We start from the raw sequence: 24,946 nt of genomic DNA, 5'->3' as shown, positions 1-24,946 counted from the left end.
GCAATGTTTATTAGCGCTGCGACAGGAATGTCAGAAGTACCCATGATAGAAGTTGGCCCTCTTTTCAGAGGGCCAGAAGGGGATTAGTCACACTGCACTTTAATTGCCAAACCACCGCGTGACGTCTCACGGTATTTGGAGTTCATGTCTTTGCCTGTCTCGTACATGGTTTCAATAACCTTATCGAGGGAGACACGTGGTTCGCTGGTACGACGCATCGCCATACGGGTGGCGTTGATGGCTTTTACGGAAGCAATGGCGTTACGTTCGATACACGGCACCTGAACCTGTCCGGCAACTGGGTCACAGGTCAAACCAAGGTTATGCTCCATACCGATTTCAGCGGCAACACAAACTTGCTCTGGGCTTGCGCCGAGGATCTCAGCAAGGCCTGCGGCGGCCATAGAGCAAGCCACACCCACTTCACCCTGACAGCCGACTTCTGCACCAGAAATAGACGCATTCATCTTATACAGCGCACCAATAGCACCGGATGCGAGGAAGTAACGGATATACGTGTCCGGGCTAACCGATTCGATAAAGTGGTCATAATACGCAAGCACTGCCGGTACGATACCGCAGGCACCGTTGGTTGGTGCGGTAACAACTCGTCCACCGGCGGCATTTTCTTCGTTAACCGCCAGCGCAAACATGTTCACCCAATCAACAACGATCATTGGGTCATTGGACAGTTTATCGCTGGAAACGAGCATGCGGCGTAACGCAGAAGCACGACGCGGAACACGCAATGGACCAGGCAGCACGCCCTCGGTGTTTACGCCGCGGTCGATACAAGCGCGCATGGTTTGCCAGACATTTGCAAAATACTCTTCAATTTCTTTACGGCTGTGCAATGCCAGTTCGTTCTGCATGATCACGCCGGACAAAGACATGCCCGTCTCTTTGCAGTGCTGAAGCATTTCTTGCGCAGAATTGAACGAATAAGGCACTACAACTTCGTCAGTGGCTTCTTTGCCGAAATGTTCTTCATCAACGATAAAACCACCGCCGATGGAATAATAGGTTTTGGTATAGATTTCTTGATCGCCGCTGAACGCGTGGATAGTCATGCCGTTTTCATGTAGCGACAGATTGTCGTTACGGAAACACATGCCGGAATCTTTCGGGAAATCGACTTCGTGTCGACCCTGCGCCAGCCACAAACGGCTGCGGGTTTCTACATCACGGATAAACGCCGGGATGGAATCAATATCAACGGTGGCAGGTTCGTTACCCGCAAGACCCATGATAATTGCGATGTCAGTATGGTGCCCTTTACCTGTCAACGACAGGGAACCGTAAACATCGACAGCAATACGTGTCGTGTCTTCCAGTAATCCTTTTTCGACCAGATCATCGACAAACAACTTACCGGCCTTCATCGGACCGACGGTATGGGAACTGGATGGCCCAATGCCGACTTTGAACATGTCGAATATGCTAATCACACTAAAACTCCTTTCAGGACACCGGCTAAATAAAATTTGCTGCTGTAAAATAGCAGCTGACTAGTTTAAAAATTTATTGCTCACTGTAGTAAACTATTCACATGAATTAAACTAATGGTTAACCTTAGCTGTAGTAATAATGACTAAAAAGCCACTCAAACACAGCGAGACACTCTGCTAAATATAGCCGTATTTGCAGAATTAAAGAGTGATCAGGGTTCCACACCTATCTGTAAAGCTAACTCCCGGATAATTCCGGCGGTCATTCCCCAGACAAAGTAATGCTGATACCAGGATAGCCACACGCGATGGGCGTTACCGCGGCGATGGATATCCAGAGGATGGTAGCGACCAAGCGTCAGCGCTTCCATTAATGGCATTTCAAAAACCGCTGCCACTTCATCTTCGCTTGCGCGGTAAGGCAAATTAGGGGGAATGATGCCGACCACAGGTGTGACCTTAAATCCCGTGACACTGTCAACCGGTGGCAGAGTACCAATCACTTCTACACTGTCAGGCGAAATAGCGACTTCTTCCCAGGCTTCACGAAGCGCTGCTGCAATTAAGGATTCATCACTCTCATCAACCGCGCCGCCGGGGAATGCTACTTGCCCGGCATGTTTACGCATCATGGATGAACGTTGTGTCAGCAACAGCCCAGGCTGTGGGCGGCGGACAATGGGGATCAGCACCGCAGCCTGGCGTTTATTACCACTCTGGTGGGTTACAGGCGGTTGCAACAGTTGAAAACGTGATAAAAAATCATTCATGGTCAGTGACAAACCAGACATCTCATCAACTCTCTAATTGAGGGAGGATACGGTTAACTTTATCAAAAGTTTCCTGATATTCCGCAGATTCAACACTATCAGCCACAATACCTCCTCCTGCTGAGCAATATAATTTTCCACCTTCAGCTGTAAGAGTCCTGATGGTGATGCTGGTATCCATGTTGCCGCAGAAGCTCAAATAGCCGATGCTCCCGCACCAGGCATTACGACGCTGGGGCTCTAATTCTTCAATAACTTCCATCGCCCGTACTTTTGGTGCGCCAGTGATAGACCCACCAGGGAAGCACGCACGTAGTAAATCTGTTGCCTTTAGATTCTGAGGTAGTTGCGCGGTGATCGTACTCACCAGATGATGAACCGCAGGGAACGGCTCAACGATAAATAACTCAGGGACTTTTACGCTACCGGGAATGGCGACACGTCCAATATCGTTACGCAGCAAGTCCACAATCATCAGGTTTTCTGCGCGATCCTTCGGCGAATTTGCCAGCTTTTCTGCCTGCTGCGCGTCGGCAACTGGATCTTCAAGGCGTGGCAAAGTGCCCTTAATTGGCCGCGTCTGGATGCTTTTGCCTTCCAGTAAAATGAAACGCTCTGGCGACAAACTCAGGATCACACTTTCTGGCAATCGAATAAACGCACTGAACGGTGCACGATTTGCTGCACTCAAACGCTCGAATGCCTCCCATTCATCACCTTCGTAGCTAGCCTCAAAACGCTGCGCAAGGTTTACCTGATAGCAATCACCACTTTTGAGATAATCCTGTACCTGACGGAATTTAAGTCCATACTGCTCGCGGGTCATATTCGACCGCCAGGCACCGGTCAGGTGGAACGGCTGGCGCGGGCTGTCAGGCGTCAGTGTTTCAAGGAAATGTTGGTGGGCGTCAATGTCCCCCCAACTGAGTAACGTCAACTGCTTATTTTGATGGTCGGCAATTAGAGCCCAGTCATAGATGCCAATCGCCATATCCGGTGTGGTGAGATCAGCCTGAGCATGTTCAGGTAATTTCTCAAAATGCCGGCCCAGGTCATAACCAAATAAACCCAGAGCACCTCCTAAGAAAGGTAACTCCGGGTGTGCTGCGGGCTGGTAACCGAAACTGTCTAGCGTTTGCTGCAAAAGTTGCAGTGGCGAGCCGTGATGAGTGGTGCTTACGCCTTCTGTGCAAATTGTCGTTTCAGCACCACGAGTCACTAAAGTTGCGCGCGGCTTGGCAACCAGAATATCAAAGCGATTATGGGGATGGTCAGCGAAGCCGGAATGCAGCAGCATTGCCCACGGTTTCTGCGCTAACGCTTTGAAAGTGTGTTGAACAGCATCTGGATGCCATGGGCGAGTACGAAAAGTTAGAGTTTGCAACGTCATAAACCACAACTAAAAAAGAGACAGATCATCCTGCTATTACGAGGAACCCTCTGGAAACCGTGAAAGCAGCGTGAAATAATTATCCCAGGCAATGTAACAGGAGTCGAAAATGATTTCAGGATTACCCGCATTATCCCATGAGCAACAGCAGAAAGCAGTTGAGCGTATTCAAGAGCTGATGATGAACGGCATGAACAGCGGTGAGGCGATAGCCATGGTCGCCGCAGAAATTCGAGCCAATCATACCGGCGAAATGGTTGCCGTCCGCTTTGAAGATGACGATGAAGGCAACGCTGAAGCTGACGAAGAAAATGATGATGGCACAGAAAGATATGTGGATAGATACGAAGAAAACGACGACGAATAACGCGAGCTTGCGCCCGCGTCGTTTCACACTGCTGCGATAATCTTAATTTCTACTTTGTAGCGCGGGTTCATCAATTTTGCCTGCACGGTACAACGTACCGGCGCATGACCCGCGACAACCCACTCATCCCAGGCCTTGTTCATCGCCGCAAAATCTGCACTTTCGGGCAAGAAAATCGTCGCATCGAGGATCTTACTCTTATCGCTACCTTGCTCTTGCAGCACAGTGTCGATTTGCGCAAGGGTATTCGCGGTTTGCTCATAGGCATCCGCATCCAGGTTTTCTGGCACACCGGTGTAGTACAGGGTGTTGTTATGGATAACCGCATCAGACCAACGTGCTTCCGGTTTTATACGCACAATACTCATCACTGTTTCCTTATCAGCTGGTTCATATTGCGCCACAGCCTGCCACAATCCGCAGACGGCTTCCACTGGCTTGCTGGATTAACATTGCCGGGGCTGACATAATCGCGGGCTAATCCAGGGGGTAATGTGATAGACGATTTCGCAGCAGACGGCCAACTCGCCATGGCGATAACAGGTTTTAAACCGCGTGAACCGCAACGGCAAATGGCCGAAGCCGTCGCCAAAGCTATCGTTTCCGGGCGTGAGTTGGTGGTGGAAGCGGGTACCGGTACCGGTAAAACCTACGCTTACCTGGCTCCGGCTCTGCGTTCAGGCAAAAAAGTTATTATCTCCACTGGATCAAAAGCACTGCAGGACCAGCTTTTTTCCCGGGATTTACCTACGGTTGCTCGGGCGCTCGACTTCAAAGGGCGTCTGGCTCTGCTAAAAGGGCGTTCAAACTATTTGTGCCTGGAAAGGCTGGAGCAACAGGCTCTGGCGGGTGGTGACTTACAAGTTCAGACGCTCAGCGATATCGTAAAACTCCGTGGTTGGGCGATTGAAACAGTGGATGGCGATATTAGCACCTGTGCAAGTGTTGCTGAAGATTCCACTGTCTGGCCGATGGTGACCAGCACCAACGATAACTGTCTTGGCCAGGATTGCCCGCTCTACAAAGATTGTTTCGTGGTGAAAGCACGTAAAAAAGCGATGGATTCTGACGTGGTGGTGGTTAACCACCATCTCTTTTTGGCCGATATGGTGGTGAAAGAGGGTGGCTTTGGTGAGTTGATTCCTGAAGCCGAAGTCATGATTTTCGATGAAGCCCACCAAATTCCAGACATCGCGAGCCAGTATTTCGGCCAGTCAGTGTCCAGCCGCCAGTTACTCGATATTGCGAAAGATATTTCTATCGCTTATCGCACAGAAGTCCGTGATGCCCAGCAGTTACAAAAAAGTGCTGACCGACTGGCGCAAAGTACCCAGGACTTCCGCTTGCAAATGGGCGACCCCGGCTATCGCGGCAATCTGCGTGAATTACTGGCCGAACCGTCTATTCAACGTGCGCTCTTGTTGCTCGATGACGCACTTGAGTTGTGTTACGACGTGGCAAAAATGTCTCTCGGGCGTTCTGCTTTATTAGATGCCGCCTTTGACCGGGCGGTGATTTTGCGTGCACGAATTAAACGCCTGAAAGAGGTTGATACGCCGGGTTACAGTTACTGGTATGAATGCAACTCGCGTAACTTCACATTGGCGTTAACGCCGCTCTCGGTTGCCGATAAATTCCAGGAAGTGATCAGCCAGAAAGCGGGAACCTGGATTTTTACCTCGGCAACGCTTTCGGTAAACGACCAACTCAGCCATTTCACTGAGCGTCTGGGAATTGCCAATGCCGAAACGCTGTTGTTAGCTAGCCCATTTGATTATGCCAGCCAGGCGTTGTTGTGCGTGCCGCGAGGCTTGCCAACACCCAATCAACCGGCTGCGGGCAGGCATCTGGCAAAAATGCTCAAACCACTGATTGAAGCTAACAATGGTCGTTGCTTCATGCTGTGCACCTCCCATTCAATGATGCGTGATTTGGCGGAGCAATTCCGCGCCAGCATGACATTACCGGTATTGTTGCAAGGTGAAACCAGTAAAGGCCAACTGTTACAGCAATTTGTTGATGCGGGTAATGCACTGCTTGTGGCGACCAGTAGTTTTTGGGAAGGGGTGGATGTGCGTGGCGATGCGTTATCATTGGTGATTATCGACAAACTACCGTTCACCTCGCCAGACGATCCATTACTAAAAGCCCGTATGGAAGATTGCCGCCTGCGTGGTGGCGATCCCTTCGAGGATGTCCAATTGCCTGATGCGGTTATCACTTTAAAACAGGGGGTTGGCCGCTTAATCCGCGACATTGACGATCGCGGAGTACTGGTGATTTGTGATAACCGCCTGGTGATGCGTCCATATGGCGCTGTGTTCCTCAATAGTTTGCCTCCGGCACCGCGTACACGGGATATAAATCGGGCAGTTGAATTCCTAAGCATCCGTCCGGCGCAGTAATTTGTGCCAGACTATGTTAAGATACGCGCCGATTTTTGACCCTATTTTCCCGCCAGAGGTTGGCAAAACATGCGAATTTTAGCCATCGATACCGCGACAGAAGCTTGTTCGGTTGCCCTGTATAACGAAGGGTCGTCCTGTGCCCATTTCGAACTCTGCCCACGTGAACACACGCAACGCATTCTGCCATTGGTACGCGATATCCTGGATGAAGGTGGTATAGCGCTTAACCAATTGAATGCGTTGGCATATGGGCGTGGTCCTGGCAGTTTTACCGGTGTGCGCATTGGCATTGGTATCGCGCAAGGGTTGGCGCTGGGTGCTGAGTTACCAATGATTGGCGTTTCCACTCTTGCCACCATGGCTCAGGGAGCATGGCGTATGACAGGTGCGACGCGTGTGTTGGCCGCAATCGATGCACGCATGGGTGAGGTTTATTGGGCTGAATATCAGCGTGATGAACAAGGTGTTTGGCACGGTGAAGAAACAGAAGCCGTGTTGAAACCAGAAGCGGTTACTGAAAGGTTGAAACAACTTCAGGGCGAGTGGGCTTACGTCGGCACTGGTTGGCAAGCCTGGCCTGATATGGCTCAGGAGAGTGAACTACTCATCTGTGATGGTGGCGTTTCACTTCCTGCGGCTGAAGATATGCTACCCCTGGCGATTCAGGCATTGAATGCCGGTCGCACTGTGGCGGTAGAGCACGCTGAGCCGGTCTATCTGCGTAACGAAGTAACATGGAAGAAACTTCCTGGCAGAGAGTAACACTCAACGTTTTCGTGAAGCGAAACTGAGTTAAGGAGAAAGGATATGGCTGGTATAAACGTCAGGATTGTTAGCCGATTAATGGCAACTGCGGCAGTCATTTTGCTCAGCGGTTGCGTCAGCATACCGGATGCCATCAAAGGCACCAGTGCTACGCCTCAACAGGATTTAGTGCGGGTGATGAATGCACCGCAGCTCTATATCGGGCAAGAAGCGCGTTTCGGCGGGCGAGTGGTGAACATTGATAACATGCAAGGCAGAACTCGTCTGGAAATCGCCACGGTTAACCTTGACGAAGGCGCACGTCCTCAATTGGGTGAGCCATCAAGAGGGCGCATCTACGCTGATGTAAATGGTTTCCTTGACCCGGTCGATTTTCGCGGGCAATTGATTACGGTTGTTGGGCCAATCACTGGCGTGGTCGACGGCAAAATTGGTGAGACTCCATACAAATTTATGGTGATGCAGGCGAATGGCTACAAACGTTGGCGTGTCGTACAACAAGTCGTCATGCCACCACAGCCGATAGACCCGTGGTTCTGGGGCGGGCCGTATCCTTACCGCGGTCGTTACGGCTACGGCGGAGGATGGGGTGGCGGTTGGTACAATCCAGGTCCAGCACAAGTGCAGACCATTGTAACTGAGTAACTGCTTGTTTTACTGTAAAATAGAGACAGCGGCATGCCCGCTGTCTCTTCATTTTCAGAATTGAATAAAAATAATTAGTGATGTGCTTCGCAACCTTAAATCAGTCTAATTAATAAACTGGTACGCTGAGTTAATATTATGTTAACGGCGTGTTTATATATTGGGGTTGTGATGACGACGAATAATAAATTCAGAGGTGGATCCTTGAAGAAGGTTTGGCTTAACCGCTACCCAGCCGATGTTGCGGCTGAGATAAATCCTGACCGTTATCAGTCCCTGGTTGATATGTTTGAGCAAGCAGCGGCACGCTATGCAGATCAAGCTGCGTTCATGAACATGGGCGAAGTGATGACGTTTCGTAAGCTGGAAGAGCGGAGCCGTGCGTTTGCTGCGTACCTGCAACAAGGTCTTGGCCTGCAAAAGGGCGACCGCGTTGCGCTGATGATGCCGAACCTGTTGCAGTATCCCATTGCGTTGTTTGGTATTTTGCGTGCGGGCATGGTGGTAGTGAATGTCAACCCGTTGTATACGCCGCGTGAACTCGAGCATCAACTTAATGACAGCGGCGCTAGCGCCATAATCATTGTTTCAAACTTTGCGCACACCCTGGAAAAAGTGGTTGATAAAACCCAGGTAAAACACGTTATTTTGACTCGAATGGGCGACCAGCTTTCAGCGGCAAAAGGTACGTTGGTTAATTTCGTTGTTAAATACATTAAGCGCCTGGTACCGAAATACCACCTGCCGGATGCCATTTCATTTCGTAGTGCTCTGCAACAAGGCTATCGCCTTCAATACATCAAACCAGAAATCATCAATGCCGATCTCGCATTCTTGCAATATACCGGCGGGACGACAGGTGTTGCTAAAGGGGCGATGCTGACACATCGCAATATGCTGGCGAACCTTGAGCAAGTGCGGGCCGCCTACAGTCCGCTGTTGTTTGAACGCAAAGAGCTCGTGGTGACGGCGTTACCGCTTTACCATATCTTCGCGTTGACCATGAACTGCCTGCTGTTTATTGAGATTGGCGGGCAAAACCTGCTTATCACCAACCCACGTGATATTCCGGGTCTGGTCAAAGAGTTGGCTAAATATCCATTTACCGCCATGACCGGTGTTAACACGCTGTTCAATGCACTGCTTAATAACAAAGAGTTCCAGCAACTCGACTTCTCCAGCCTGCACCTTTCCGCTGGTGGCGGGATGCCAGTACAACAAGTGGTTGCTGAACGTTGGGAAAAACTGACAGGGCGTTTCTTACTCGAAGGCTACGGCCTGACTGAGTGTGCACCATTAGTCAGCGCCAATCCGCACGATATGAATTACCACAGTGGTAGCATTGGGTTGCCTGTACCTTCCACTGAAGTGAAATTGATTGATGACGAAGGTGAAGAAGTCCCTCCTGGTGAACCTGGCGAGCTGTGTGTGAAAGGCCCACAGGTGATGCTGGGCTACTGGCAGCGCCCTGACGCAACGGATGAAATTCTTCAAGACGGTTGGCTACGTACTGGTGACATTGCGGTTATGGATGAAGAAGGCTTCATGCGCATCGTAGATCGTAAGAAAGATATGATTCTGGTTTCTGGCTTCAACGTCTATCCGAACGAGATTGAAGACGTTGTGATGCAACACAGTGGTGTGCTTGAAGTCGCGGCAGTGGGTGTTCCGAATGGTGCATCTGGTGAAGCGGTTAAAATCTTCGTCGTGAAGAAAGATGCGTCACTGACTGATGAAGCGTTGGTCATTTTTTGTCGCCGCCACCTTACTGGCTATAAAGTACCTAAGATTGTAGAGTTCCGCGAAGAATTGCCAAAATCGAACGTGGGCAAAATATTACGACGAGAACTTCGTGACGAATCGGTCAGTAAAGGCAACAATAACGCCTGAGCTCCGAGTCAGTCACCCTAACGCCGGTTCTGCCGGCGTTTTTTATGGGCGCAAACCTAAGAGAACTGAATTTGACTTACCAAATGATTATCACCGACGAAGCGCTTGCCAATGTGTGCGAAGCGGCCCGTCACTTTCCGGCTATCGCGCTGGATACTGAATTTGTCCGCACAAGGACTTACTACCCGCAACTGGGTTTGATTCAGTTGTACGACGGCGAAACAATTTCGCTTATCGACCCGTTGGCAATTTCAGACTGGTCGCCGTTTAAAATGCTGCTGCAAGATACAGCGGTGATTAAGTTCCTGCACGCAGGCAGCGAAGACCTGGAAGTGTTCCTTAATGCCTTTGGCATGCAACCTAATCCGTTTATCGATACGCAGATTCTGGCCGCTTTCAGCGGACGAGCGCTTTCTTGCGGTTTTGCAACCATCGTTGAGTCCTTTACCGGCATTGCACTGGATAAAAGCGAATCTCGTACCGATTGGCTGGCGCGTCCACTGACTGAACGCCAGTGTGAATATGCTGCCGCAGACGTGCTTTACCTGCTGCCAATTGCGCATAAGTTAATGGAAGAGACGCAAGCCGCGGGTTGGATGGATGCCGCTCTGGATGAATGCAACTTGATGGCCGCACGCCGTCAGGATGTATTGGACCCTGAAGAAGCGTGGCGTGAGGTCAGCAACGCATGGCAATTAAAGCCACGTCAATTGGCTTGCCTGAAGAAACTGGCCTCATGGCGTCTGCGTAAGGCTCGTGAGCGTGATATGGCGGTCAATTTCGTGGTGCGTGAAGAACATTTGTGGCAGGTTGCTCGTTACATGCCTGGTTCTTTGGGTGAACTCGACCATCTGGGCCTGAACGGCAGTGAAATTCGTTTCCATGGCAAAGCACTGCTGGCCATGGTCGCTGAAGCCCAGACGTTGTCAGACGATGAATTGCCTGAACCGTTGAGCAATCTGGTGGATATGCCCGGTTATCGCCGCGTATTTAAAGCGATAAAAGCGTTGGTCCAGCAGGTGAGTGAAACCTGTGGATTAAGCGCTGAACTACTTGCATCCCGTCGTCAAATTAACCAGTTATTGAACTGGCACTGGCAATTAAAACCGCAAGCGATGCAACCGGAATTAATCAGTGGCTGGCGCGGTCGTGTAATGGGTGAAGCTTTAAAAACGTTGTTGGCAGACTATTAATATTCGTTAAGGGTTACTGGGAATAATTACAGGGATGTGTGGAGTGATAATGGAATAGGTTCATTAGCCTTTAAGAATTATCTGCATTACATAGTTACCAGTACGCAAAAATTAATAAACCCCCTGGATAAATCCTGGGGGTTTATTCCGCGAAACAAAACTACGCGGATTTAGTTGTTGCTTCCTGAGTTTCTGGCAACGTTACGTTAAGTTCCAGAACAGAAATATCGTCATCTTTTTGATCGAGAACGACGGTTAACATCTCTGGATCGATTTTTACGTATTTGCAAATCACTTCAAGAATATCGCGTTTTAGCTGCGGTAAATAATGCGGTTCACTATCGCCACGGCGACGTTCTGCCACGATTATTTGCAGACGTTCTTTTGCAATGTTGGCGGTGTTCTTTTTCCGTGAGAGAAAAAAGTCTAGTAATGCCATAACTTATCCTCCGAAAAGGCGTTTGAGGAAGCCTTTCTTCTCTTCTTCAATGAAGCGGAAAGGGCGATCTTCGCCAAGCAGGCGCTCAACGGTATCTGCGTAAGCTTTACCTGCGTCAGCCTCCTGATCAAGAATGACCGGCTCACCCTGGTTTGAAGCGCGCAGAACAGATTGATCTTCAGGAATAACCCCGACCAATGGAATGCGCAGGATTTCCAGCACATCTTCCATGCTTAGCATGTCGCCGCGATTTACACGGCCTGGATTGTAGCGAGTTAACAGCAGGTGTTCTTTAATCGGTGCTTCACCGTTTTCTGCACGGCGAGATTTAGAAGAAAGAATACCCAGAATTCGGTCCGAATCTCGTACTGATGAAACTTCAGGGTTGGTAGTAATTACCGCTTCATCAGCAAAATAGAGCGCCATTAATGCGCCTGTTTCGATCCCCGCAGGGGAATCACAAACGATAAATTCGAAGTCCATATTTTTCAGGTCTTCGAGTACTTTAGCCACGCCTTCGCGGGTGAGGGCGTCTTTATCGCGAGTTTGTGATGCCGGGAGAATATATAGCTGCTCGGTGCGTTTATCTCTGATCAACGCCTGGTTTAGCGTGGCATCGCCTTGAATAACGTTAACGAAGTCATAAACTACACGACGCTCGCAACCCATGATCAAATCGAGATTACGCAGGCCAATATCAAAATCGATAACGACGGTTTTTCTTCCCTTCTGGGCCAAACCCGTAGCGATGGCCGCGCTGGACGTGGTCTTACCGACGCCCCCTTTACCCGATGTAACAACAATAATGCGTGCCATAAAGGAATTCCTTGTTAAAAGGGCTTAATTCAAAGATTGAACGGAGAGAGCACCACTGGCCAAACTCAAGCGTGCCGCTTTCCCATAATAATCGGCTGGTATTTGTTCACTCAGCCAGTATTCACCCGCTATTGAGACCAGCTCAGCAGCAAGATTTGTACAGAATATTTGTGCATCACGATCGCCACTGGCACCCGCCAGAGCACGGCCACGCATCATGCCGTAAACATGAATATTACCATCAGCGATAAGTTCTGCACCGGCACTGACGTGATTGGTGATAATCAAATCACAGTTTGGTGCATAAATGCGCTGGCCGGAACGAACCGGGGTATCAATCAATCGCGTTTTTGTGATCGGGTTAACAATAGGTTCGACAGGAGCTACGGCCTCAACAGATGCGGCCTTAGTACGTGAATTTTTTTCTTTCCCTTCAGTCAGTAGGGGTAATCCGGCGCGCTCAATTTCTTTCTTTAACGCTTCGTCTTTACAACCGCTTATACCGACTACTCGCAAACCGGAAGAAACCACCGCTTGCTGGACTTTCTTCCAGTTAACTGAACCATCGAGGCTGGCAACATTCACCACCACGGGGGCATTTTTCAGAAAAGCTGGTGCCTGGGATACTTTGTCCTGAAGGGCCTGGAGAATCACCTCGGGTTGTGCATCATGTAAATGAAGCACTGATAAGGTAAAACTGCTGCCTTTTAACTCGATTGGCGTGTTTGACATCCTGGCCTTACTCAATTCAGTTTTAATCCCCACCCGTGTGGGACGATATTCCGAAGTACATCTGGCATGTTATAGTCACCAGTATATTCAGGCAAGCCACCATCTGGCGAAAATAGAGTAAAAAAAATGTTTTGTGTGATCTACAGAAGTAGCAAACGTGACCAGACTTATCTTTATGTCGAAAAAAAAGACGATTTCTCTCGCGTACCTGAAGAATTGATGAAAGGTTTTGGTACACCTCAATTGGCGATGATATTGCCGCTTGATGGGAGTAAAAAACTGGCTAATGCTGATTTTGATAAAGTAAAACAAGCTCTCAAAGATGTCGGCTATTATTTACAATTACCGCCGCCGCCTGAAAGTTTGTTAAAAATGCATCTCGATAATAGTCCGAAAAAATAAATTTCAGACTACTACTCAATCTTTCCTGGGCATAAAGGGCGATGGTAATTAGAACAAATAACCGCGGGGAAAATGATGAATACTCCAGCAATTTGTTTAACCGTCATCGCCTTAATGCTTGGCAGTTATACAGCTTCGCCCTTGGGGGCACAGACGCAATCCATTGTTAACCCACCTAAAGCTTCGCAGTCTGCGGCAACAACACTCGCACAGCAAGGGCGCGACCCTAATGAATTTCCCGCTTATATCGAAACCCTCAAAGCACAAGCCAGACTTCAAGGGATAAGTGATAGCACCATCAATAGCGCATTCGCCAACGTCCATTTTGTTGATCGGGTCATAAAATCTGACCAAAACCAACTCGAAAAAAAAATCATGCTTGATGAATATCTTGCTCGCGTCATTACCCCGCAGAAGATTGAACAAGCACGTATCCAGTATCAACAACATCAAAATGAATTAAATGCGATAAGCCAACGTACCGGCGTGCAAAGCCAGTACATTGTTGCATTGTGGGCAATGGAAAGTCATTTTGGTGAAATTCAGGGTAAAGAAGACATCATTTCAGCGCTGTCGACACTGGCTTTTGAAGGTCGTCGTGAAGCGTTTTTCACTAAAGAACTGATGGCGTCCTTGCAGATCCTCGACCAGGGCCATATTACCAAGGATGAATTGAAAGGCTCGTGGGCGGGTGCGATGGGGCAAAATCAGTTTATGCCGAGTTCATATCTGCGCTACGGCGCAGATGGTGACGGTGATGGGAAAATCGATATCTGGAAGGACACCAGCGATGTTTTTGCATCAACAGCCAACTACCTGGAAACCGAAGGCTGGAAAGCAGATGGTCGTTGGGGCACAGAAATTGTCTTACCTGAAGGTTTCGACAGCATGCTTGCTGGCACTAAAACAGAGCAGGGCAGAACGGTTAGTCAGTGGCAAAAATTGGGGGTCACATTTAAAGCAGGAACCCAACAGCCTGCCTCTACTCAAAAATCCTGGATTATTACCCCGGATGATAACCTTGGGCGTTCATTCCTCGTCTTTAATAACTTCCGTACTATCATGCACTGGAACCGTTCTTACTACTTTGCGATTAGCATCGGTGCGATGGCGGACGCTATCGCACAATAACGCACACTCGCTTGTGTTCAGCCGGGAATTTTTTCTCTAGTATCAAATACAGCAAACACAATGTAATTAACACAACGACGCAGAGGAAAGGCATGTATCAGCATCATAATTGGCAGGGTGCGCTGCTGGATTTTCCGGTCAGCAAAGTAGTGTGCGTAGGTAGCAACTACGCAAAACATATCAAAGAAATGGGTAGTGCGACGCCCGATGAACCAGTGTTATTCATCAAACCAGAAAGCGCGTTGTGTGATATTCGCAAGCCACTGGTTTTGCCACAGGAATTTGGTTCGGTTCATCATGAGGTAGAACTCGCGATTCTGATTGGTTCGACGCTGAGACAGGCAACGGAAGAACATGTGACCAAAGCCATCGTCGGTTATGGTGTGGCGCTTGATCTCACGCTGCGTGATTTACAAGGCAAACTTAAAAAAGCAGGCCAGCCGTGGGAAAAAGCTAAAGGGTTTGATAATTCTTGTCCAATTTCCGGCTTTATCCCTGTTAATGAATTTAGTGGCGACCCGCAAAACTCCCCGATTGCATTGAAGATCAACGGTGAAGTGCGCCAGCAAGGCAGCACGTCCGATATGATCCACAAAATTGTTCCGCTGATTGCCTATATGAGTCGATTCTTTACCCTCCGAGCGGGTGATGTCATCCTCACCGGAACACCGGAAGGTGTGGGGCCTTTAGTAAGTGGTGATGAGCTGGAAGTGAGCGTCGCCAATCGCAGTTTGACCACTCGCGTTCTATAATCTATTTGCCGCCAGCTGGCGGCAAAACTTGCATCTGCGGCTCAGACTGTTTATAAGGTGCGCTTGTTTTTTTATTACCGGACACCATCATGACAACAGCGCCGTTCTGGCAGTGCAAAACTCTTGACGAAATGAGTGATGCGGAGTGGGAGTCTCTTTGCGATGGTTGCGGTCAGTGCTGTCTGCATAAATTGATGGACGAAGACACGGATGAAATCTATTTCACCAACGTCGCCTGTAAGCAATTAAACATCAAAACCTGTCAGTGCAAAAACTACACGCGCCGTTTTGAGTACGAGCCAGATTGTATCAAGCTGACTCGTGATAACCTTCCGACCTTTGAATGGCTGCCGCACACATGTGCTTATCGCCTGTTAGCCGAAGGCAAAGACTTGCCAACATGGCACCCTTTGCTTACTGGTTCGAAAGCAGCAATGCACGGCGAACGTATTTCTGTACGCCATATTGCGGTGAAAGAGTCAGAAGTACGTGACTGGCAGGATCATATCCTCAATAAACCTGAGTGGGCCGATTGATTCGTTGATTTGAAAGGTTTTTTTGTTTTGCTGAGATATTACCTGGGTTATGTGTGGGACATCTGCATTAAAATTAGCGTCAGAATGCTCACCTGATCGCCCTTGTTATCACTCATCCATTTTCCGTAAACGTTGTAAACCATCTGCTCGACATGAAGAGCAAGCGACCTTCAGTGTTGTAGGTACGGGGTTCGATACCGACTGACCGCTAAAAATTCCGATCAAATGAAGGTAACAATGAATAATTCACTGATTGTACTAATGTTATCCTTGGCTTTTGTTACAACTACCGCCCATGCGGCCAAAGCAAAACAGAAACTACAATCTCCCGCGCCTGGTGTTGTGTGTGATAAATATGTTTGCGCTGATAAGAGTGGTATTTCGGCATTGCTTACCGAAAAATATTTAGACAAAAAAAGAAGCCAGCAACTGATGTCTCAGGGGGATTTTGACCACAGTGAATTCACTTTCGCTAATGGCATTTTCTGTGATGTAAAGGAAAAGCTATGCCGCAAAGATCGTTATTACGGCGTGGATGGAAAGCGCAGCGGAGCTGTTGACCCCGAGACAACGAGATTGCTGTTCGAACCGAATAAATAAGCACGAATCTTACTCACCTGGATGCCCTGAGTGAGGCTCCTTAATTGACCTGGAAAGACCGGAAATCCTTTATGCATAGCCTCGGCATTAGCCGGTTTTTTTTATGCCCATTACCCCGCATCTGCAATCAGGAGAGGCGAGAGTATTTACCGTATGGAAAAGATAACGACAGGTGCCGATTATGGCGCTTCTGCCGGGAACATCCTGTACGGCAACTTAATGCATATAGCCAGGAGTAGTGGAATGCCATCGGCGTGCTGGTCGGTATAGTCGTGGCTGTGCTGATCTATTTAACCAATCTCTATTTCTGTATCCGCGAAGATAACCGAAACGACCGGAGCGAGAATGAATCCGGCAATGAGAAATAAGTTGGCTGCTGCCATTGTTGGCGGTGCCAGCGCTATCTCACTGGCTGGTGTGATGCTGGGTAATGCAGATGGCCTGAAGAAGCTAGCCGCTGCGATTGACCCGCTGATTAAAGTTCCTGTTCTTGAGCCGACCCGCGCCACCTTCTACTCATTCACTTATAACGTCGGCGCTGGACGTTCGCTGGCGGTGTGCAGTGTAAAGGCCTGATGACACGGCGCGAAGCCGAGCATACGGCCTGCATATGGGGGCAAAAGTGAAGCAGTATTAGCGTTCCCGCTTCAGACCACGATTATCACCTGCTCTTGGGGTATGGGCCGGCGTTCTCATGTTGATCACATCAATGTGCTCGTTGCCAATAATATCGCAGGATTTGATGACGCCACCGTGCCGAATAAGTAATGCGGCCGCAGACTCTGACGGCGAGCTAATAGCCGACAAAGAAACTGCTGAGTGCGTAAGGGAATTGCGGCTCAACATCTATCGCTGGCAAGCCTGGTACAAAGCGCTGTTGTAAACGGCGGGGCCGGGTAGCTGTCGCCACCCGGCTAATGATTACATTTTTTTTGTGTTTTCCTGTAGCTGTTCATAGCAATTCGCATAATGCCGCAGGAACCTCGCTCTGCAATCTTCGTCCATATTTCCTGTTATTGCATCCGTGCAAAGATATCTACCCAGAGAGCGCATCCGGGCAAAGCTGAATGCAAGAAAATCTAAATCCCGGGAAGACACAAAAGACCTATCACCAACTAACTGCATACATATCTCCTATTTTGGATAAACCAGAAAGTGAATATGTCTGTGGTAAGTATGGTTCAAAAATCATTGAACAGGAGTATTTCACTCTCCGAGAGCCACTTTCACAACGGCTCTTCACTACAAAGCTCATCTGCGGATGGGTTGATTTAGCATGAATCCAGACCCTGGTCGGGCTGGGTTGTCCTGAAAGAACTCAGCTCCAGGCCTGCCGGGGTTGAACAGGTGGTCTTCAAAACCAAAGTCATCATGTCTCCCCATTGTCACACCATGGCCAACCACAAGGGAGGCGCTTAATTCACTTTCTCTCTCGGCCTGCGTATGCAGAGAGTTTGCTGCTACATAAGATGAAGCTATGCAAAGCAACGCGAGGACGATACATGAAGAAGATCGTGATAGTTTCATGGCTAACACTCAGTAAGTGTGTGGCTATTAAAGTATAGCAATTTATAAAATTCTGATTTACGACGATGGCCAATACGATTTTTAGCATAGACACACTGAGTGTGTGACCAGCTCCCCGTTGATTAGTACACCCCGATGTTAGTAATGACTTCATAAGCCACACGAGGACATCCCGATGAAGAAGCGTTTTTCCAACCAACTGATCATCAGTATTCTCCGCGAGGCTGAAGCCGGGGTTTCTGCCCGTGAACTCTGCCGCAATGTCGTGCCTGCAGAGCGCTTGACCAGTGGGCTTATGAGCATGGCGTGGAGCTGCGGCTTATCCAGCCCGGCAAGCCGACACAGAATGAATTTTAACGGACGCTTTCGTGATGAATGCCTGAATGAACATTGGTTTAGCGATATCATCCATGCCAGGAAAATCATCAGTGAATGGCGTAAAGATTATAACGAGTGTCGCCCACACTCCACGCTGAGTTATCTGACGCTCTTTGAGTTTGCAGCGGGCTGAAGAAAGGGCAATTCTGAGAGTGAAGGATCCGATATTATTCACTGAGCGTTCTATCTAATCCTAGGGGCAGGCCAATTTCAGAATCTATCGCTACGAGCTGACAAAAATCGACCCAGCCGAACCAGTGTGATCACAAAAGCCAGCTGCATAGGAACCTTTTACGAATCACCATAAGGCCATCTTAAACAGATGGCCTTTACCCTTTGTTAAGGGGATATTCGGTATCAGGGTAAAAAAAGCCAGATAATAGCTGAGGCTATTATAACCAGTAGGATAAGGTTTCGTATCGGCAGATGTTTATTCCACTTCATGCTGACTCCTTAACTAGTTCTAGCGCTATGAACCAGATAATATTCCATCAGGCGCGCTTTCATTTCTCTGTTTTTTTGGCTAAGTTCCACGACAGCAGACTCAAGCGCCAGCTGATACGATATATCGCCACTCTGGTGTTGGCTAAGGTACTCCCTGACAATTTCATCCATACTGGCAACATGTAACACGTCATCTCTCATTATGACCATCCTTAAGCATAATTTTATACATCAATCCCATTTGCCTGATTAATTCATACCAGAACGTGCTACTGGACTTATTGCAAAAAGTGCTGAGTGTGGATCCGGAGGCAACAGAGGTGACAACCCTGAAAGTAACGGTATGGCGGATAGTTTAGTCAAAATGAGCATTAGCATCATACTGAAGCCAGACGGCTGATTGCAGCCAGATAGTCATCACGGGATTCAATTTGAGTAAAACGTCCGCACATAGGCACCTCCAGTTGAACTGAAAGTATAGAGCTACATGATTTCCTGGGGAGAGCAGGGGATCTACGAAAAACGAATGGGGTATATAGGGAGCAAAAAATTAGCGCGAAACAATTCAAAACCACTGAAGGGATACGATTCGTATGGCTATATGCCCACTTGCATCTCACTTCATCACAACCCCGTTAGTAACAGGAGCCTATCCTCAACAAACCTGAGTGGGCAGACTAAACCACCAGCATTATGAAAGAGTACGAAAATAAATCGTACAAAGACAAATCTTTATGATACGTTGTTCTTTCAATAATAAATAAGAGTAGGTTTTTATCCAGTATTTAACATTTAAGTGTCCGTCATGCGGCGGTTCACAGTATCGCACCTCCCCATACGATGTCCGAGAAACAAATCCCCATGGCGCTGTTTGTATCTTCTGTAAATCAGGGATGCATGCCCTACATCGTTCGATGAATGCGATTCATCAAAATCACGTAAACGTAGCAGCCCGCTAACGCCTCATATCTTTGCTTTCACCGCTCTCACGCTTTAACATTCACCTCCTGACCGGAGGAATAATGAAAAAAACAATGTTACTGCTCGGAGTGTTGATGCTAAGTGGTTGCGCAAGTAGTGAACTTACTGCACCTGAACCCCCGAAGGTTATCGGCATGCCGAATCCTGCAGCAGTTTACTGCAAAGAAAAAGGTGGGCATTCAGTAAAAGTCACTACAACGCAAGGCGAAAGTGCTGACTGCATACTGCCTGGTGGTGAACGAATCGATGAGTGGAAACTTTATCGTCGTGACCACAAATAACAAAAAGGCCGCTAACGAAAGTTAGCGGCCTTTTACTTTTGTCTCGAAGTGCTGTTAGAAACGACCGAACAGATCACGGCGTTTGGGTTTGAAAGGCTGAGCAATCAACACCAATACGGCAATAAGCAGGAACACGGCAAATACCCCAACTAACCATTGCACCATGTCCAACGACAGGAATTCCCACTGGCGTACGGAACAGTCACCGGTTGCCACAAACACTTGCGGAAGCCACTTATCCAGCGGCAACCAGCTTGGGAAACGTGCGGCAAAATCACAGGTCACAAAAGGTGATGGGTGGAGTTGAAGCATAGTATGTTCCCATGCCAACTGCAGGCCTTTCCCGGCGCTATAAAGCCACAACGCAATTCCTGCGTAACGCAACGGTGTTTTTGGTGCAATTGCACCGACAATTCCTGCACCCATAACGCCAAACAGTGCACAACGTTCATAAATACACATCACACAAGGTTTCAGCATCATCACGTGCTGGAACCACAATGCTACCATTTCCAGAGCAAAGGCAGTGATTGCCAGAAGAAGCCAGGCACCGCGCCCGCGAGAGCATTGGTTTAAATATCGCAACATAATCAGTTTCCCTGCAACATGCGTATAGTCGGCAGTGTAAACGAATTCGATTTCTGCGCTAGTAGGCACATCAAAATAACGCGCTAATCGGATGTTTATCAGACAAAAAAGCAAACGAGCAGCAAGCTGCCCGTTAATTTAACTTAATGCGGTATTACACTCATCACGGGTGAAGAAATCCACCCTGAATGCACCATCCATTCAGTCGCTGGGACGAGAGTATATTCAACGCCCAACAAGCCGACGAGAGTCAGTACAAATGTATACGGCAATGCCATCAGAACCATACGGCCATAAGACAAACGAATCAGAGGCGCGAGTGCTGAGGTGAGTAAGAATAAGAACGCAGCCTGGCCATTAGGTGTAGCAACAGACGGCAGGTTGGTTCCGGTGTTAATCGCCACTGCCAGCAACTCAAATTGTTTGAGATCGATAATCCCATTGGTGAGCGCAGTTTTCGCTTCGTTAATGTAAACGGTGCCGACAAACACGTTATCGGAAATTGACGATAAAATACCGTTGAACAAATAGAACAATGCCAACTGTGAATGGGGTTCGGCTTGCAGTACAAACTGAATGACTGGTGTAAACAGATGCTGGTCGATAATTACAGCAACAACTGCAAAAAATACAGTCAGCAGGGCGGTGAATGGCAGAGCTTCGGTAAATGCTTTACCAATCTGATGCTCATCAGTCACCCCGCACAGAGCGGTAGCGAAGATAATAACCGACAGACCGATTAACCCAACCTCGGCCAAATGCAGCGCTAGTGCTACCACTAGCCAGGCACCGATTAACGCCTGAACTACCAGCTTAACGCGATCCTGTCGGGTTCGCTTTTGGGCACTTTTGGTATCGTAGTCTTGCAAAATGCCACGTACTTTCTCAGGCAGTTTTTCACCGTAACCAAGGATCTTAGTGGATTCCAGCAACATGCAGGTGAGTAATCCACAAATCAGCACCGGAATAGTAACGGGAGCCATACGCAGGAAGAAATCGCCAAAATGCCAACCGGCATTTTTCGCAATGATCAGGTTTTGTGGTTCACCGACCATCGTCATCACGCCGCCAAGTGCAGTACCGACACCCGCATGCATCATTAGGCTACGTAAAAAAGCGCGAAATTGTTCAAGCGTACCGCGATTGTCTGAATCAAAATTCGTGTCATCCTGAATATCATCTTCAAGTTCGCCTGTAGACGCGACGCGGTGATAGATATCGTAAAAGCCTACTGCTACGCTAATCACTACCGCGACGACAGTAAGGGCATCCAGAAACGCTGACAAAAATGCGGCTGCGAGACAGAAAGAGAGTGACAGTAAAATCTTCGAGCGAATACCCAGCAGGAGCTTGGTAAAGACTAGCAGCAGAAGTTGTTTCATGAAGTAGATACCCGCCACCATAAAGATCAGTAACAGCAGTACTTCTAGATTTCCGGCAATTTCTTCACGCACATGATCGGGGGTCGTCATACCGACGAACACCGCCTCAATGGCCAGTAGGCCGCCTGGCAGTAACGGATAACACTTCAAAGCCATGGCGAGAGTAAAAATAAACTCTGCCACCAACATCCAGCCTGCGATAAACGGGCTTACAAACCAAAAAACTAATGGGTTTATCACTAAAAAAGTCAGCAAAGTCAGTTTATACCAACTCGGTGATTGACCTAAAAAGTTGCGAAAAAGCGCACGTCCGGTAGACATTTCCATCGTTGAATTTTCATTCTCCATTAAGTGGTTTTCAGGTGACTCGTGCATATTATATCAATCAAAGCATCGGAAAATCTTTGGTTGTGTGATTTCATGCAAAATTAAACCACGATTCCATATTTGATACTTGTCGCCGCTACCTGCGCCGCATGGCATCTGGTATGATGAGTCTCTTTAGCAAAACCTGTGTAATGGAAAGCATACTATGGTCATTAAGGCGCAGAGCCCAGCGGGTTTCGCGGAAGAATACATTATCGAGAGTATCTGGAATAACCGCTTCGCACCTGGAACAATTCTTCCGGCTGAACGCGAATTATCCGAGCTCATTGGCGTGACCCGAACCACTTTGCGCGAGGTGCTTCAGCGTCTGGCGCGTGATGGTTGGTTAACGATTCAGCATGGCAAACCGACCAAAGTAAATAACTTCTGGGAAACCTCCGGTTTAAACATTCTGGAAACACTAGCGCGCCTCGATCACGATAGCGTGCCGCAATTGATTGACAACTTGCTGTCGGTGCGAACTAACATCGCTACGATCTTTATTCGTACGGCTGTTCGTCAGCACCCGGACCAGGCGCAAGAAGTTCTGGCTACAGCGAACAGTGTTGAAGACCACGCTGATGCATTTGCTAAGCTGGATTACAGCATTTTCCGCGGTCTGGCTTTTGCTTCTGGCAATCCGATTTACGGGTTAATCCTCAATGGAATGAAAGGATTGTATACCCGCATCGGACGTCATTATTTCTCTAGTCCGGAAGCGCGCAGCCTGGCGTTAGGTTTTTATCACCGACTGGCAGAAATTTGCCAACAAGGGTTGCATGATCAGGTGTTTGATACCGTTCGTACCTACGGGCGCGAGAGTGGTGAAATCTGGCATCGGATGCAGAAAAATTTACCGGGCGATTTGGCGATGCATAGCCGTTAATCTGGCATTTTTATTACCCGTTGCAAAACGAAAAACGCTTCCCGAAGGAAGCGTTTTTTTATGCCTACAGACTGTTCAGCCTTGGCGGGCAACGTTCCAGTAATTCAACGCTACCATCATCATTTTGCTGCTCAAGTGCTACGTCAAAGCCCCACAGACGATGCACATGTTTAAGGACTTCACGACGGCCTTTATCCAGGGGCGCGCGATTATGCGGGATATAACGCAATGTTAGCGAGCGATCGCCACGTAAATCGACATTCCAGACTTGAATGTTTGGCTCCAGATTACTCAGATTGTATTGCGCAGAAAGCTCTGCACGTATCTTCCGATAGCCCTCTTCATTGTGAATCGCGGCAATTTCCAGATAGTTATTGCGGTCGTCATCCAGCACGGTAAATAAGCGGAAGTCACGCATCAGCTTCGGCGACAGGAACTGGCTGATAAAACTCTCATCTTTGAAGTCACGCATCGCAAAATGCAGTGTCTCCAGCCAGTCTTTCCCTGCGATATCCGGGAACCAGTAGCGGTCTTCTTCGGTTGGCGACTGGCAAATACGTTTGATATCCTGGAACATCGCAAACCCGAGTGCATACGGGTTGATTCCGTTGTACCACGGGCTGTTGTACGGTGGCTGGAACACCACATTGGTGTGGCTATGCAAGAACTCCAGCATAAAGCGGTCTGTCACTTTTCCTTCATCGTACAGATGATTAAGGATGGTGTAGTGCCAGAATGTCGCCCAACCTTCGTTCATCACTTGGGTCTGTTTTTGCGGATAAAAATATTGGCTGACTTTACGTACAATGCGCAAAATCTCACGCTGCCAGGGTTCTAACAACGGCGCATTTTTCTCCATAAAATAGAGCAAATTTTCTTGCGGTTCAGAAGGGTAACGACGCGCCTCAGCAACCGTTTTCTCTTCTTCACGGCGTGGCAATGTACGCCATAGCGTATTCACCTGGCTTTGCAGATACTCCTCACGACTTTTTTGCCGGGCTTTCTCTTCTTGCAACGAAATTTTTTGCGGACGCTTATAGCGGTCAACGCCATAGTTCATCAGGGCGTGGCACGAGTCGAGCAGACGTTCCACTTCGTCTACACCATAACGCTCTTCGCACTCGGTAATGTATTTCCGGGCGAAAATCAGGTAATCAATAATCGAGCTGGCATCAGTCCAACTGCGGAACAAATAGTTATTTTTAAAGAAGGAATTATGCCCATAACAGGCATGGGCGATAACCAGAGCCTGCATCGTGATAGTGTTTTCTTCCATCAGATACGCAATACACGGGTTGGAATTAATTACTATTTCGTAGGCCAGTCCTTGTTGCCCATGCTTATAAAGTCGCTCCGTCTCAATAAACTTTTTACCAAATGACCAGTGAGGATAGTTAATCGGCATCCCGACGCTTGAGTAGGCGTCCATCATCTGCTCGGAAGTAATCACTTCAATTTGATGAGGATAAGTGTCCAGTCGATAGAGTTTGGCAACACGGTCTATCTCTGCGAGATAGACATCAAGCAGCTCGAATGTCCAGTCAGGTCCATCACTCAGACGTTTCGAATTCTTTATGGCGGAATCAGTATTAATAGCCATCAGCGCGCCCCTTACTTGTTCGCGGCTCTCTCTGAATGGAAAGCCTCACTTTCAAGAATAGACAACTCCTGAAAGTTAGCTGCTGCCAGCAAAATATTTTCCACGCGATTTACTGATTTCAATGCCCCGGTTTTTTCAATGTAAGCAGCATAATATGCTGGCGATAATATCTTCACGCGTAGGAGATCCTAATTATCACAGTCCCGCTATATCAGGTCAGGATGTGAGG

26 protein-coding genes and 3 pseudogenes are annotated in these 24,946 nt (G+C 48.4%); 17 read left to right on the top strand and 12 right to left on the bottom strand.

Annotated elements, in window-relative coordinates; translation table 11 throughout:
- Positions 1–83: 83 nt before the first annotated feature.
- The 3 genes from sdaA to pabB form a co-directional block, all read right to left on the bottom strand.
- On the bottom strand, positions 84–1,448 hold the full coding sequence (gene sdaA, locus FH968_RS01675) for an L-serine ammonia-lyase (RefSeq protein ID WP_139876645.1): 1,365 nt from the start codon (positions 1,446–1,448) through the stop codon (positions 84–86).
- A 212-nt stretch (positions 1,449–1,660) separates the two neighbouring features.
- Positions 1,661–2,239, bottom strand: coding sequence for a CoA pyrophosphatase (locus FH968_RS01670; protein ID WP_139876644.1), 579 nt, complete (start codon positions 2,237–2,239; stop codon positions 1,661–1,663).
- A 4-nt stretch (positions 2,240–2,243) separates the two neighbouring features.
- Positions 2,244–3,608: an aminodeoxychorismate synthase component 1 gene (gene pabB / locus FH968_RS01665; RefSeq protein ID WP_139876643.1), complete on the bottom strand. Its 1,365-nt coding sequence runs from the start codon at positions 3,606–3,608 to the stop codon at positions 2,244–2,246.
- Between the two features lie 109 nt (positions 3,609–3,717).
- On the opposite strand from pabB, the pseudogene FH968_RS01660 reads away from it, so the two are divergent.
- A pseudogene (locus FH968_RS01660) lies at positions 3,718–3,894 on the top strand (YoaH family protein); the annotation flags it as partial.
- 104 nt (positions 3,895–3,998) lie between these two features.
- Here the strand turns inward: FH968_RS01660 and FH968_RS01655 are convergent.
- Positions 3,999–4,343 carry a RidA family protein gene (locus tag FH968_RS01655; protein WP_139876641.1) on the bottom strand — a complete coding sequence of 115 codons (345 nt, stop codon included), beginning with the start codon at positions 4,341–4,343 and terminating at the stop codon, positions 3,999–4,001.
- 126 nt (positions 4,344–4,469) lie between these two features.
- On the opposite strand from FH968_RS01655, the gene FH968_RS01650 reads away from it, so the two are divergent.
- The 5 genes from FH968_RS01650 (at position 4,470) to rnd (ending at position 10,876) form a co-directional block, all read left to right on the top strand.
- Positions 4,470–6,380: an ATP-dependent DNA helicase gene (locus tag FH968_RS01650; protein WP_139876640.1), complete on the top strand. Its 1,911-nt coding sequence runs from the start codon at positions 4,470–4,472 to the stop codon at positions 6,378–6,380.
- 69 nt (positions 6,381–6,449) lie between these two features.
- Positions 6,450–7,145: a tRNA (adenosine(37)-N6)-threonylcarbamoyltransferase complex dimerization subunit type 1 TsaB gene (gene tsaB / locus FH968_RS01645; RefSeq protein ID WP_139876639.1), complete on the top strand. Its 696-nt coding sequence runs from the start codon at positions 6,450–6,452 to the stop codon at positions 7,143–7,145.
- Between the two features lie 81 nt (positions 7,146–7,226).
- On the top strand, positions 7,227–7,793 hold the full coding sequence (locus FH968_RS01640) for a Slp family lipoprotein (protein WP_370451462.1): 567 nt from the start codon (positions 7,227–7,229) through the stop codon (positions 7,791–7,793).
- Positions 7,794–7,997: 204 nt separating this feature from the next.
- Positions 7,998–9,683 (top strand): long-chain-fatty-acid--CoA ligase FadD, encoded by a 1,686-nt coding sequence (gene fadD, locus FH968_RS01635; RefSeq protein ID WP_139876637.1) that lies wholly within the window; start codon positions 7,998–8,000, stop codon positions 9,681–9,683.
- 71 nt (positions 9,684–9,754) lie between these two features.
- Positions 9,755–10,876: a ribonuclease D gene (gene rnd, locus FH968_RS01630; RefSeq protein WP_189388971.1), complete on the top strand. Its 1,122-nt coding sequence runs from the start codon at positions 9,755–9,757 to the stop codon at positions 10,874–10,876.
- Positions 10,877–11,036: 160 nt separating this feature from the next.
- On the opposite strand, the gene minE is transcribed toward rnd, so the two are convergent.
- Genes minE through minC form a run of 3 tightly spaced genes read right to left on the bottom strand, consistent with a single transcriptional unit; the run spans position 11,037 to position 12,863 of the window.
- Entirely contained in the window at positions 11,037–11,315 is a 279-nt protein-coding gene (minE, locus tag FH968_RS01625) for a cell division topological specificity factor MinE (protein WP_034455225.1), read from the bottom strand.
- A gap of 3 nt (positions 11,316–11,318) precedes the next feature.
- Entirely contained in the window at positions 11,319–12,131 is an 813-nt protein-coding gene (gene minD / locus FH968_RS01620; RefSeq protein ID WP_034495914.1) for a septum site-determining protein MinD, read from the bottom strand.
- A 24-nt stretch (positions 12,132–12,155) separates the two neighbouring features.
- Positions 12,156–12,863, bottom strand: coding sequence for a septum site-determining protein MinC (minC, locus tag FH968_RS01615; RefSeq protein WP_139876636.1), 708 nt, complete (start codon positions 12,861–12,863; stop codon positions 12,156–12,158).
- Between the two features lie 126 nt (positions 12,864–12,989).
- Between minC and FH968_RS01610 the strand changes: the two genes are divergently transcribed.
- The 8 genes and pseudogenes from FH968_RS01610 (at position 12,990) to FH968_RS01575 (ending at position 17,167) form a co-directional block, all read left to right on the top strand.
- Complete coding sequence (locus FH968_RS01610; protein WP_139876635.1) at positions 12,990–13,265, top strand: YcgL domain-containing protein; 276 nt, start codon at positions 12,990–12,992, stop codon at positions 13,263–13,265.
- A gap of 72 nt (positions 13,266–13,337) precedes the next feature.
- Positions 13,338–14,396 carry a lytic transglycosylase domain-containing protein gene (locus FH968_RS01605; protein ID WP_139876634.1) on the top strand — a complete coding sequence of 353 codons (1,059 nt, stop codon included), beginning with the start codon at positions 13,338–13,340 and terminating at the stop codon, positions 14,394–14,396.
- A gap of 92 nt (positions 14,397–14,488) precedes the next feature.
- On the top strand, positions 14,489–15,148 hold the full coding sequence (locus FH968_RS01600) for a fumarylacetoacetate hydrolase family protein (protein WP_139876633.1): 660 nt from the start codon (positions 14,489–14,491) through the stop codon (positions 15,146–15,148).
- Positions 15,149–15,237: 89 nt separating this feature from the next.
- Positions 15,238–15,684, top strand: a complete 447-nt coding sequence (locus tag FH968_RS01595) for a YcgN family cysteine cluster protein (RefSeq protein WP_139876632.1) — start codon at positions 15,238–15,240, stop codon at positions 15,682–15,684.
- A 261-nt stretch (positions 15,685–15,945) separates the two neighbouring features.
- Complete coding sequence (locus FH968_RS01590) at positions 15,946–16,284, top strand: YcgJ family protein (RefSeq protein WP_223271272.1); 339 nt, start codon at positions 15,946–15,948, stop codon at positions 16,282–16,284.
- A 144-nt stretch (positions 16,285–16,428) separates the two neighbouring features.
- Positions 16,429–16,652, top strand: a pseudogene (locus FH968_RS01585) (phage holin).
- Complete coding sequence (locus FH968_RS01580) at positions 16,630–16,860, top strand: hypothetical protein (protein ID WP_370451465.1); 231 nt, start codon at positions 16,630–16,632, stop codon at positions 16,858–16,860. The pseudogene FH968_RS01585 and the gene FH968_RS01580 overlap by 23 nt, the downstream one beginning before the upstream one ends.
- Before the next feature lie 118 nt (positions 16,861–16,978).
- A complete protein-coding gene (locus tag FH968_RS01575) occupies positions 16,979–17,167 on the top strand; it encodes a hypothetical protein (protein WP_139876630.1) in 189 nt (62 codons plus the stop codon).
- A gap of 38 nt (positions 17,168–17,205) precedes the next feature.
- Here the strand turns inward: FH968_RS01575 and FH968_RS01570 are convergent, their stop codons facing one another.
- Positions 17,206–17,409 (bottom strand): hypothetical protein, encoded by a 204-nt coding sequence (locus FH968_RS01570; RefSeq protein ID WP_139876629.1) that lies wholly within the window; start codon positions 17,407–17,409, stop codon positions 17,206–17,208.
- A gap of 672 nt (positions 17,410–18,081) precedes the next feature.
- On the opposite strand from FH968_RS01570, the pseudogene FH968_RS01560 reads away from it, so the two are divergent.
- Positions 18,082–18,322, top strand: a pseudogene (locus tag FH968_RS01560) (transposase); the annotation flags it as partial.
- 320 nt (positions 18,323–18,642) lie between these two features.
- Here FH968_RS01560 and FH968_RS01555 read toward each other — a convergent pair.
- Complete coding sequence (locus tag FH968_RS01555) at positions 18,643–18,834, bottom strand: hypothetical protein (RefSeq protein ID WP_139876627.1); 192 nt, start codon at positions 18,832–18,834, stop codon at positions 18,643–18,645.
- Positions 18,835–19,655: 821 nt separating this feature from the next.
- On the opposite strand from FH968_RS01555, the gene FH968_RS01545 reads away from it, so the two are divergent.
- The gene (locus FH968_RS01545; protein WP_139876626.1) at positions 19,656–19,895 is read left to right on the top strand and encodes a DUF333 domain-containing protein; all 240 of its coding nucleotides are present in this window, start codon (positions 19,656–19,658) and stop codon (positions 19,893–19,895) included.
- A gap of 54 nt (positions 19,896–19,949) precedes the next feature.
- Here the strand turns inward: FH968_RS01545 and dsbB are convergent, their stop codons facing one another.
- A complete protein-coding gene (gene dsbB / locus FH968_RS01540; protein ID WP_139876625.1) occupies positions 19,950–20,483 on the bottom strand; it encodes a disulfide bond formation protein DsbB in 534 nt (177 codons plus the stop codon).
- Between the two features lie 143 nt (positions 20,484–20,626).
- Entirely contained in the window at positions 20,627–22,192 is a 1,566-nt protein-coding gene (gene nhaB / locus FH968_RS01535; protein ID WP_139877229.1) for a sodium/proton antiporter NhaB, read from the bottom strand.
- Positions 22,193–22,397: 205 nt separating this feature from the next.
- On the opposite strand from nhaB, the gene fadR reads away from it, so the two are divergent.
- Positions 22,398–23,117, top strand: coding sequence for a fatty acid metabolism transcriptional regulator FadR (gene fadR / locus FH968_RS01530; RefSeq protein ID WP_139876624.1), 720 nt, complete (start codon positions 22,398–22,400; stop codon positions 23,115–23,117).
- A gap of 64 nt (positions 23,118–23,181) precedes the next feature.
- On the opposite strand, the gene FH968_RS01525 is transcribed toward fadR, so the two are convergent.
- Positions 23,182–24,717, bottom strand: a complete 1,536-nt coding sequence (locus FH968_RS01525) for a SpoVR family protein (protein ID WP_139876623.1) — start codon at positions 24,715–24,717, stop codon at positions 23,182–23,184.
- Positions 24,718–24,946 lie beyond the last annotated feature (229 nt).

The organism is Buttiauxella sp. B2, from assembly GCF_006376615.1.
Taxonomy (GTDB): Bacteria; Pseudomonadota; Gammaproteobacteria; order Enterobacterales; family Enterobacteriaceae; genus Buttiauxella.
The sequence above is the reverse complement of the archived record's forward strand: the minus strand, read 5'-3'. Positions and strand labels throughout refer to the sequence as shown.

Coding starts and splice junctions, on each gene's coding strand:
- pabB (WP_139876643.1), bottom strand. CDS start 3,608: ATGACGTTGCAAACTCTAACTTTTCGTACTCGCCCATGGCATCCAGAT.
- FH968_RS01670 (WP_139876644.1), bottom strand. CDS start 2,239: ATGTCTGGTTTGTCACTGACCATGAATGATTTTTTATCACGTTTTCAA.
- FH968_RS01640 (WP_370451462.1), top strand. CDS start 7,227: ATGGCAACTGCGGCAGTCATTTTGCTCAGCGGTTGCGTCAGCATACCG.
- minD (WP_034495914.1), bottom strand. CDS start 12,131: ATGGCACGCATTATTGTTGTTACATCGGGTAAAGGGGGCGTCGGTAAG.
- FH968_RS01545 (WP_139876626.1), top strand. CDS start 19,656: ATGAAAAAAACAATGTTACTGCTCGGAGTGTTGATGCTAAGTGGTTGC.
- FH968_RS01580 (WP_370451465.1), top strand. CDS start 16,630: ATGAATCCGGCAATGAGAAATAAGTTGGCTGCTGCCATTGTTGGCGGT.
- minE (WP_034455225.1), bottom strand. CDS start 11,315: ATGGCATTACTAGACTTTTTTCTCTCACGGAAAAAGAACACCGCCAAC.
- nhaB (WP_139877229.1), bottom strand. CDS start 22,192: ATGGAAATGTCTACCGGACGTGCGCTTTTTCGCAACTTTTTAGGTCAA.
- FH968_RS01600 (WP_139876633.1), top strand. CDS start 14,489: ATGTATCAGCATCATAATTGGCAGGGTGCGCTGCTGGATTTTCCGGTC.
- FH968_RS01610 (WP_139876635.1), top strand. CDS start 12,990: ATGTTTTGTGTGATCTACAGAAGTAGCAAACGTGACCAGACTTATCTT.
- FH968_RS01570 (WP_139876629.1), bottom strand. CDS start 17,409: ATGCAGTTAGTTGGTGATAGGTCTTTTGTGTCTTCCCGGGATTTAGAT.
- FH968_RS01575 (WP_139876630.1), top strand. CDS start 16,979: ATGTTGATCACATCAATGTGCTCGTTGCCAATAATATCGCAGGATTTG.
- FH968_RS01590 (WP_223271272.1), top strand. CDS start 15,946: ATGTTATCCTTGGCTTTTGTTACAACTACCGCCCATGCGGCCAAAGCA.
- minC (WP_139876636.1), bottom strand. CDS start 12,863: ATGTCAAACACGCCAATCGAGTTAAAAGGCAGCAGTTTTACCTTATCA.
- FH968_RS01655 (WP_139876641.1), bottom strand. CDS start 4,343: ATGAGTATTGTGCGTATAAAACCGGAAGCACGTTGGTCTGATGCGGTT.
- FH968_RS01555 (WP_139876627.1), bottom strand. CDS start 18,834: ATGAGAGATGACGTGTTACATGTTGCCAGTATGGATGAAATTGTCAGG.
- dsbB (WP_139876625.1), bottom strand. CDS start 20,483: ATGTTGCGATATTTAAACCAATGCTCTCGCGGGCGCGGTGCCTGGCTT.
- tsaB (WP_139876639.1), top strand. CDS start 6,450: ATGCGAATTTTAGCCATCGATACCGCGACAGAAGCTTGTTCGGTTGCC.
- FH968_RS01595 (WP_139876632.1), top strand. CDS start 15,238: ATGACAACAGCGCCGTTCTGGCAGTGCAAAACTCTTGACGAAATGAGT.
- FH968_RS01525 (WP_139876623.1), bottom strand. CDS start 24,717: ATGGCTATTAATACTGATTCCGCCATAAAGAATTCGAAACGTCTGAGT.
- fadR (WP_139876624.1), top strand. CDS start 22,398: ATGGTCATTAAGGCGCAGAGCCCAGCGGGTTTCGCGGAAGAATACATT.
- FH968_RS01605 (WP_139876634.1), top strand. CDS start 13,338: ATGATGAATACTCCAGCAATTTGTTTAACCGTCATCGCCTTAATGCTT.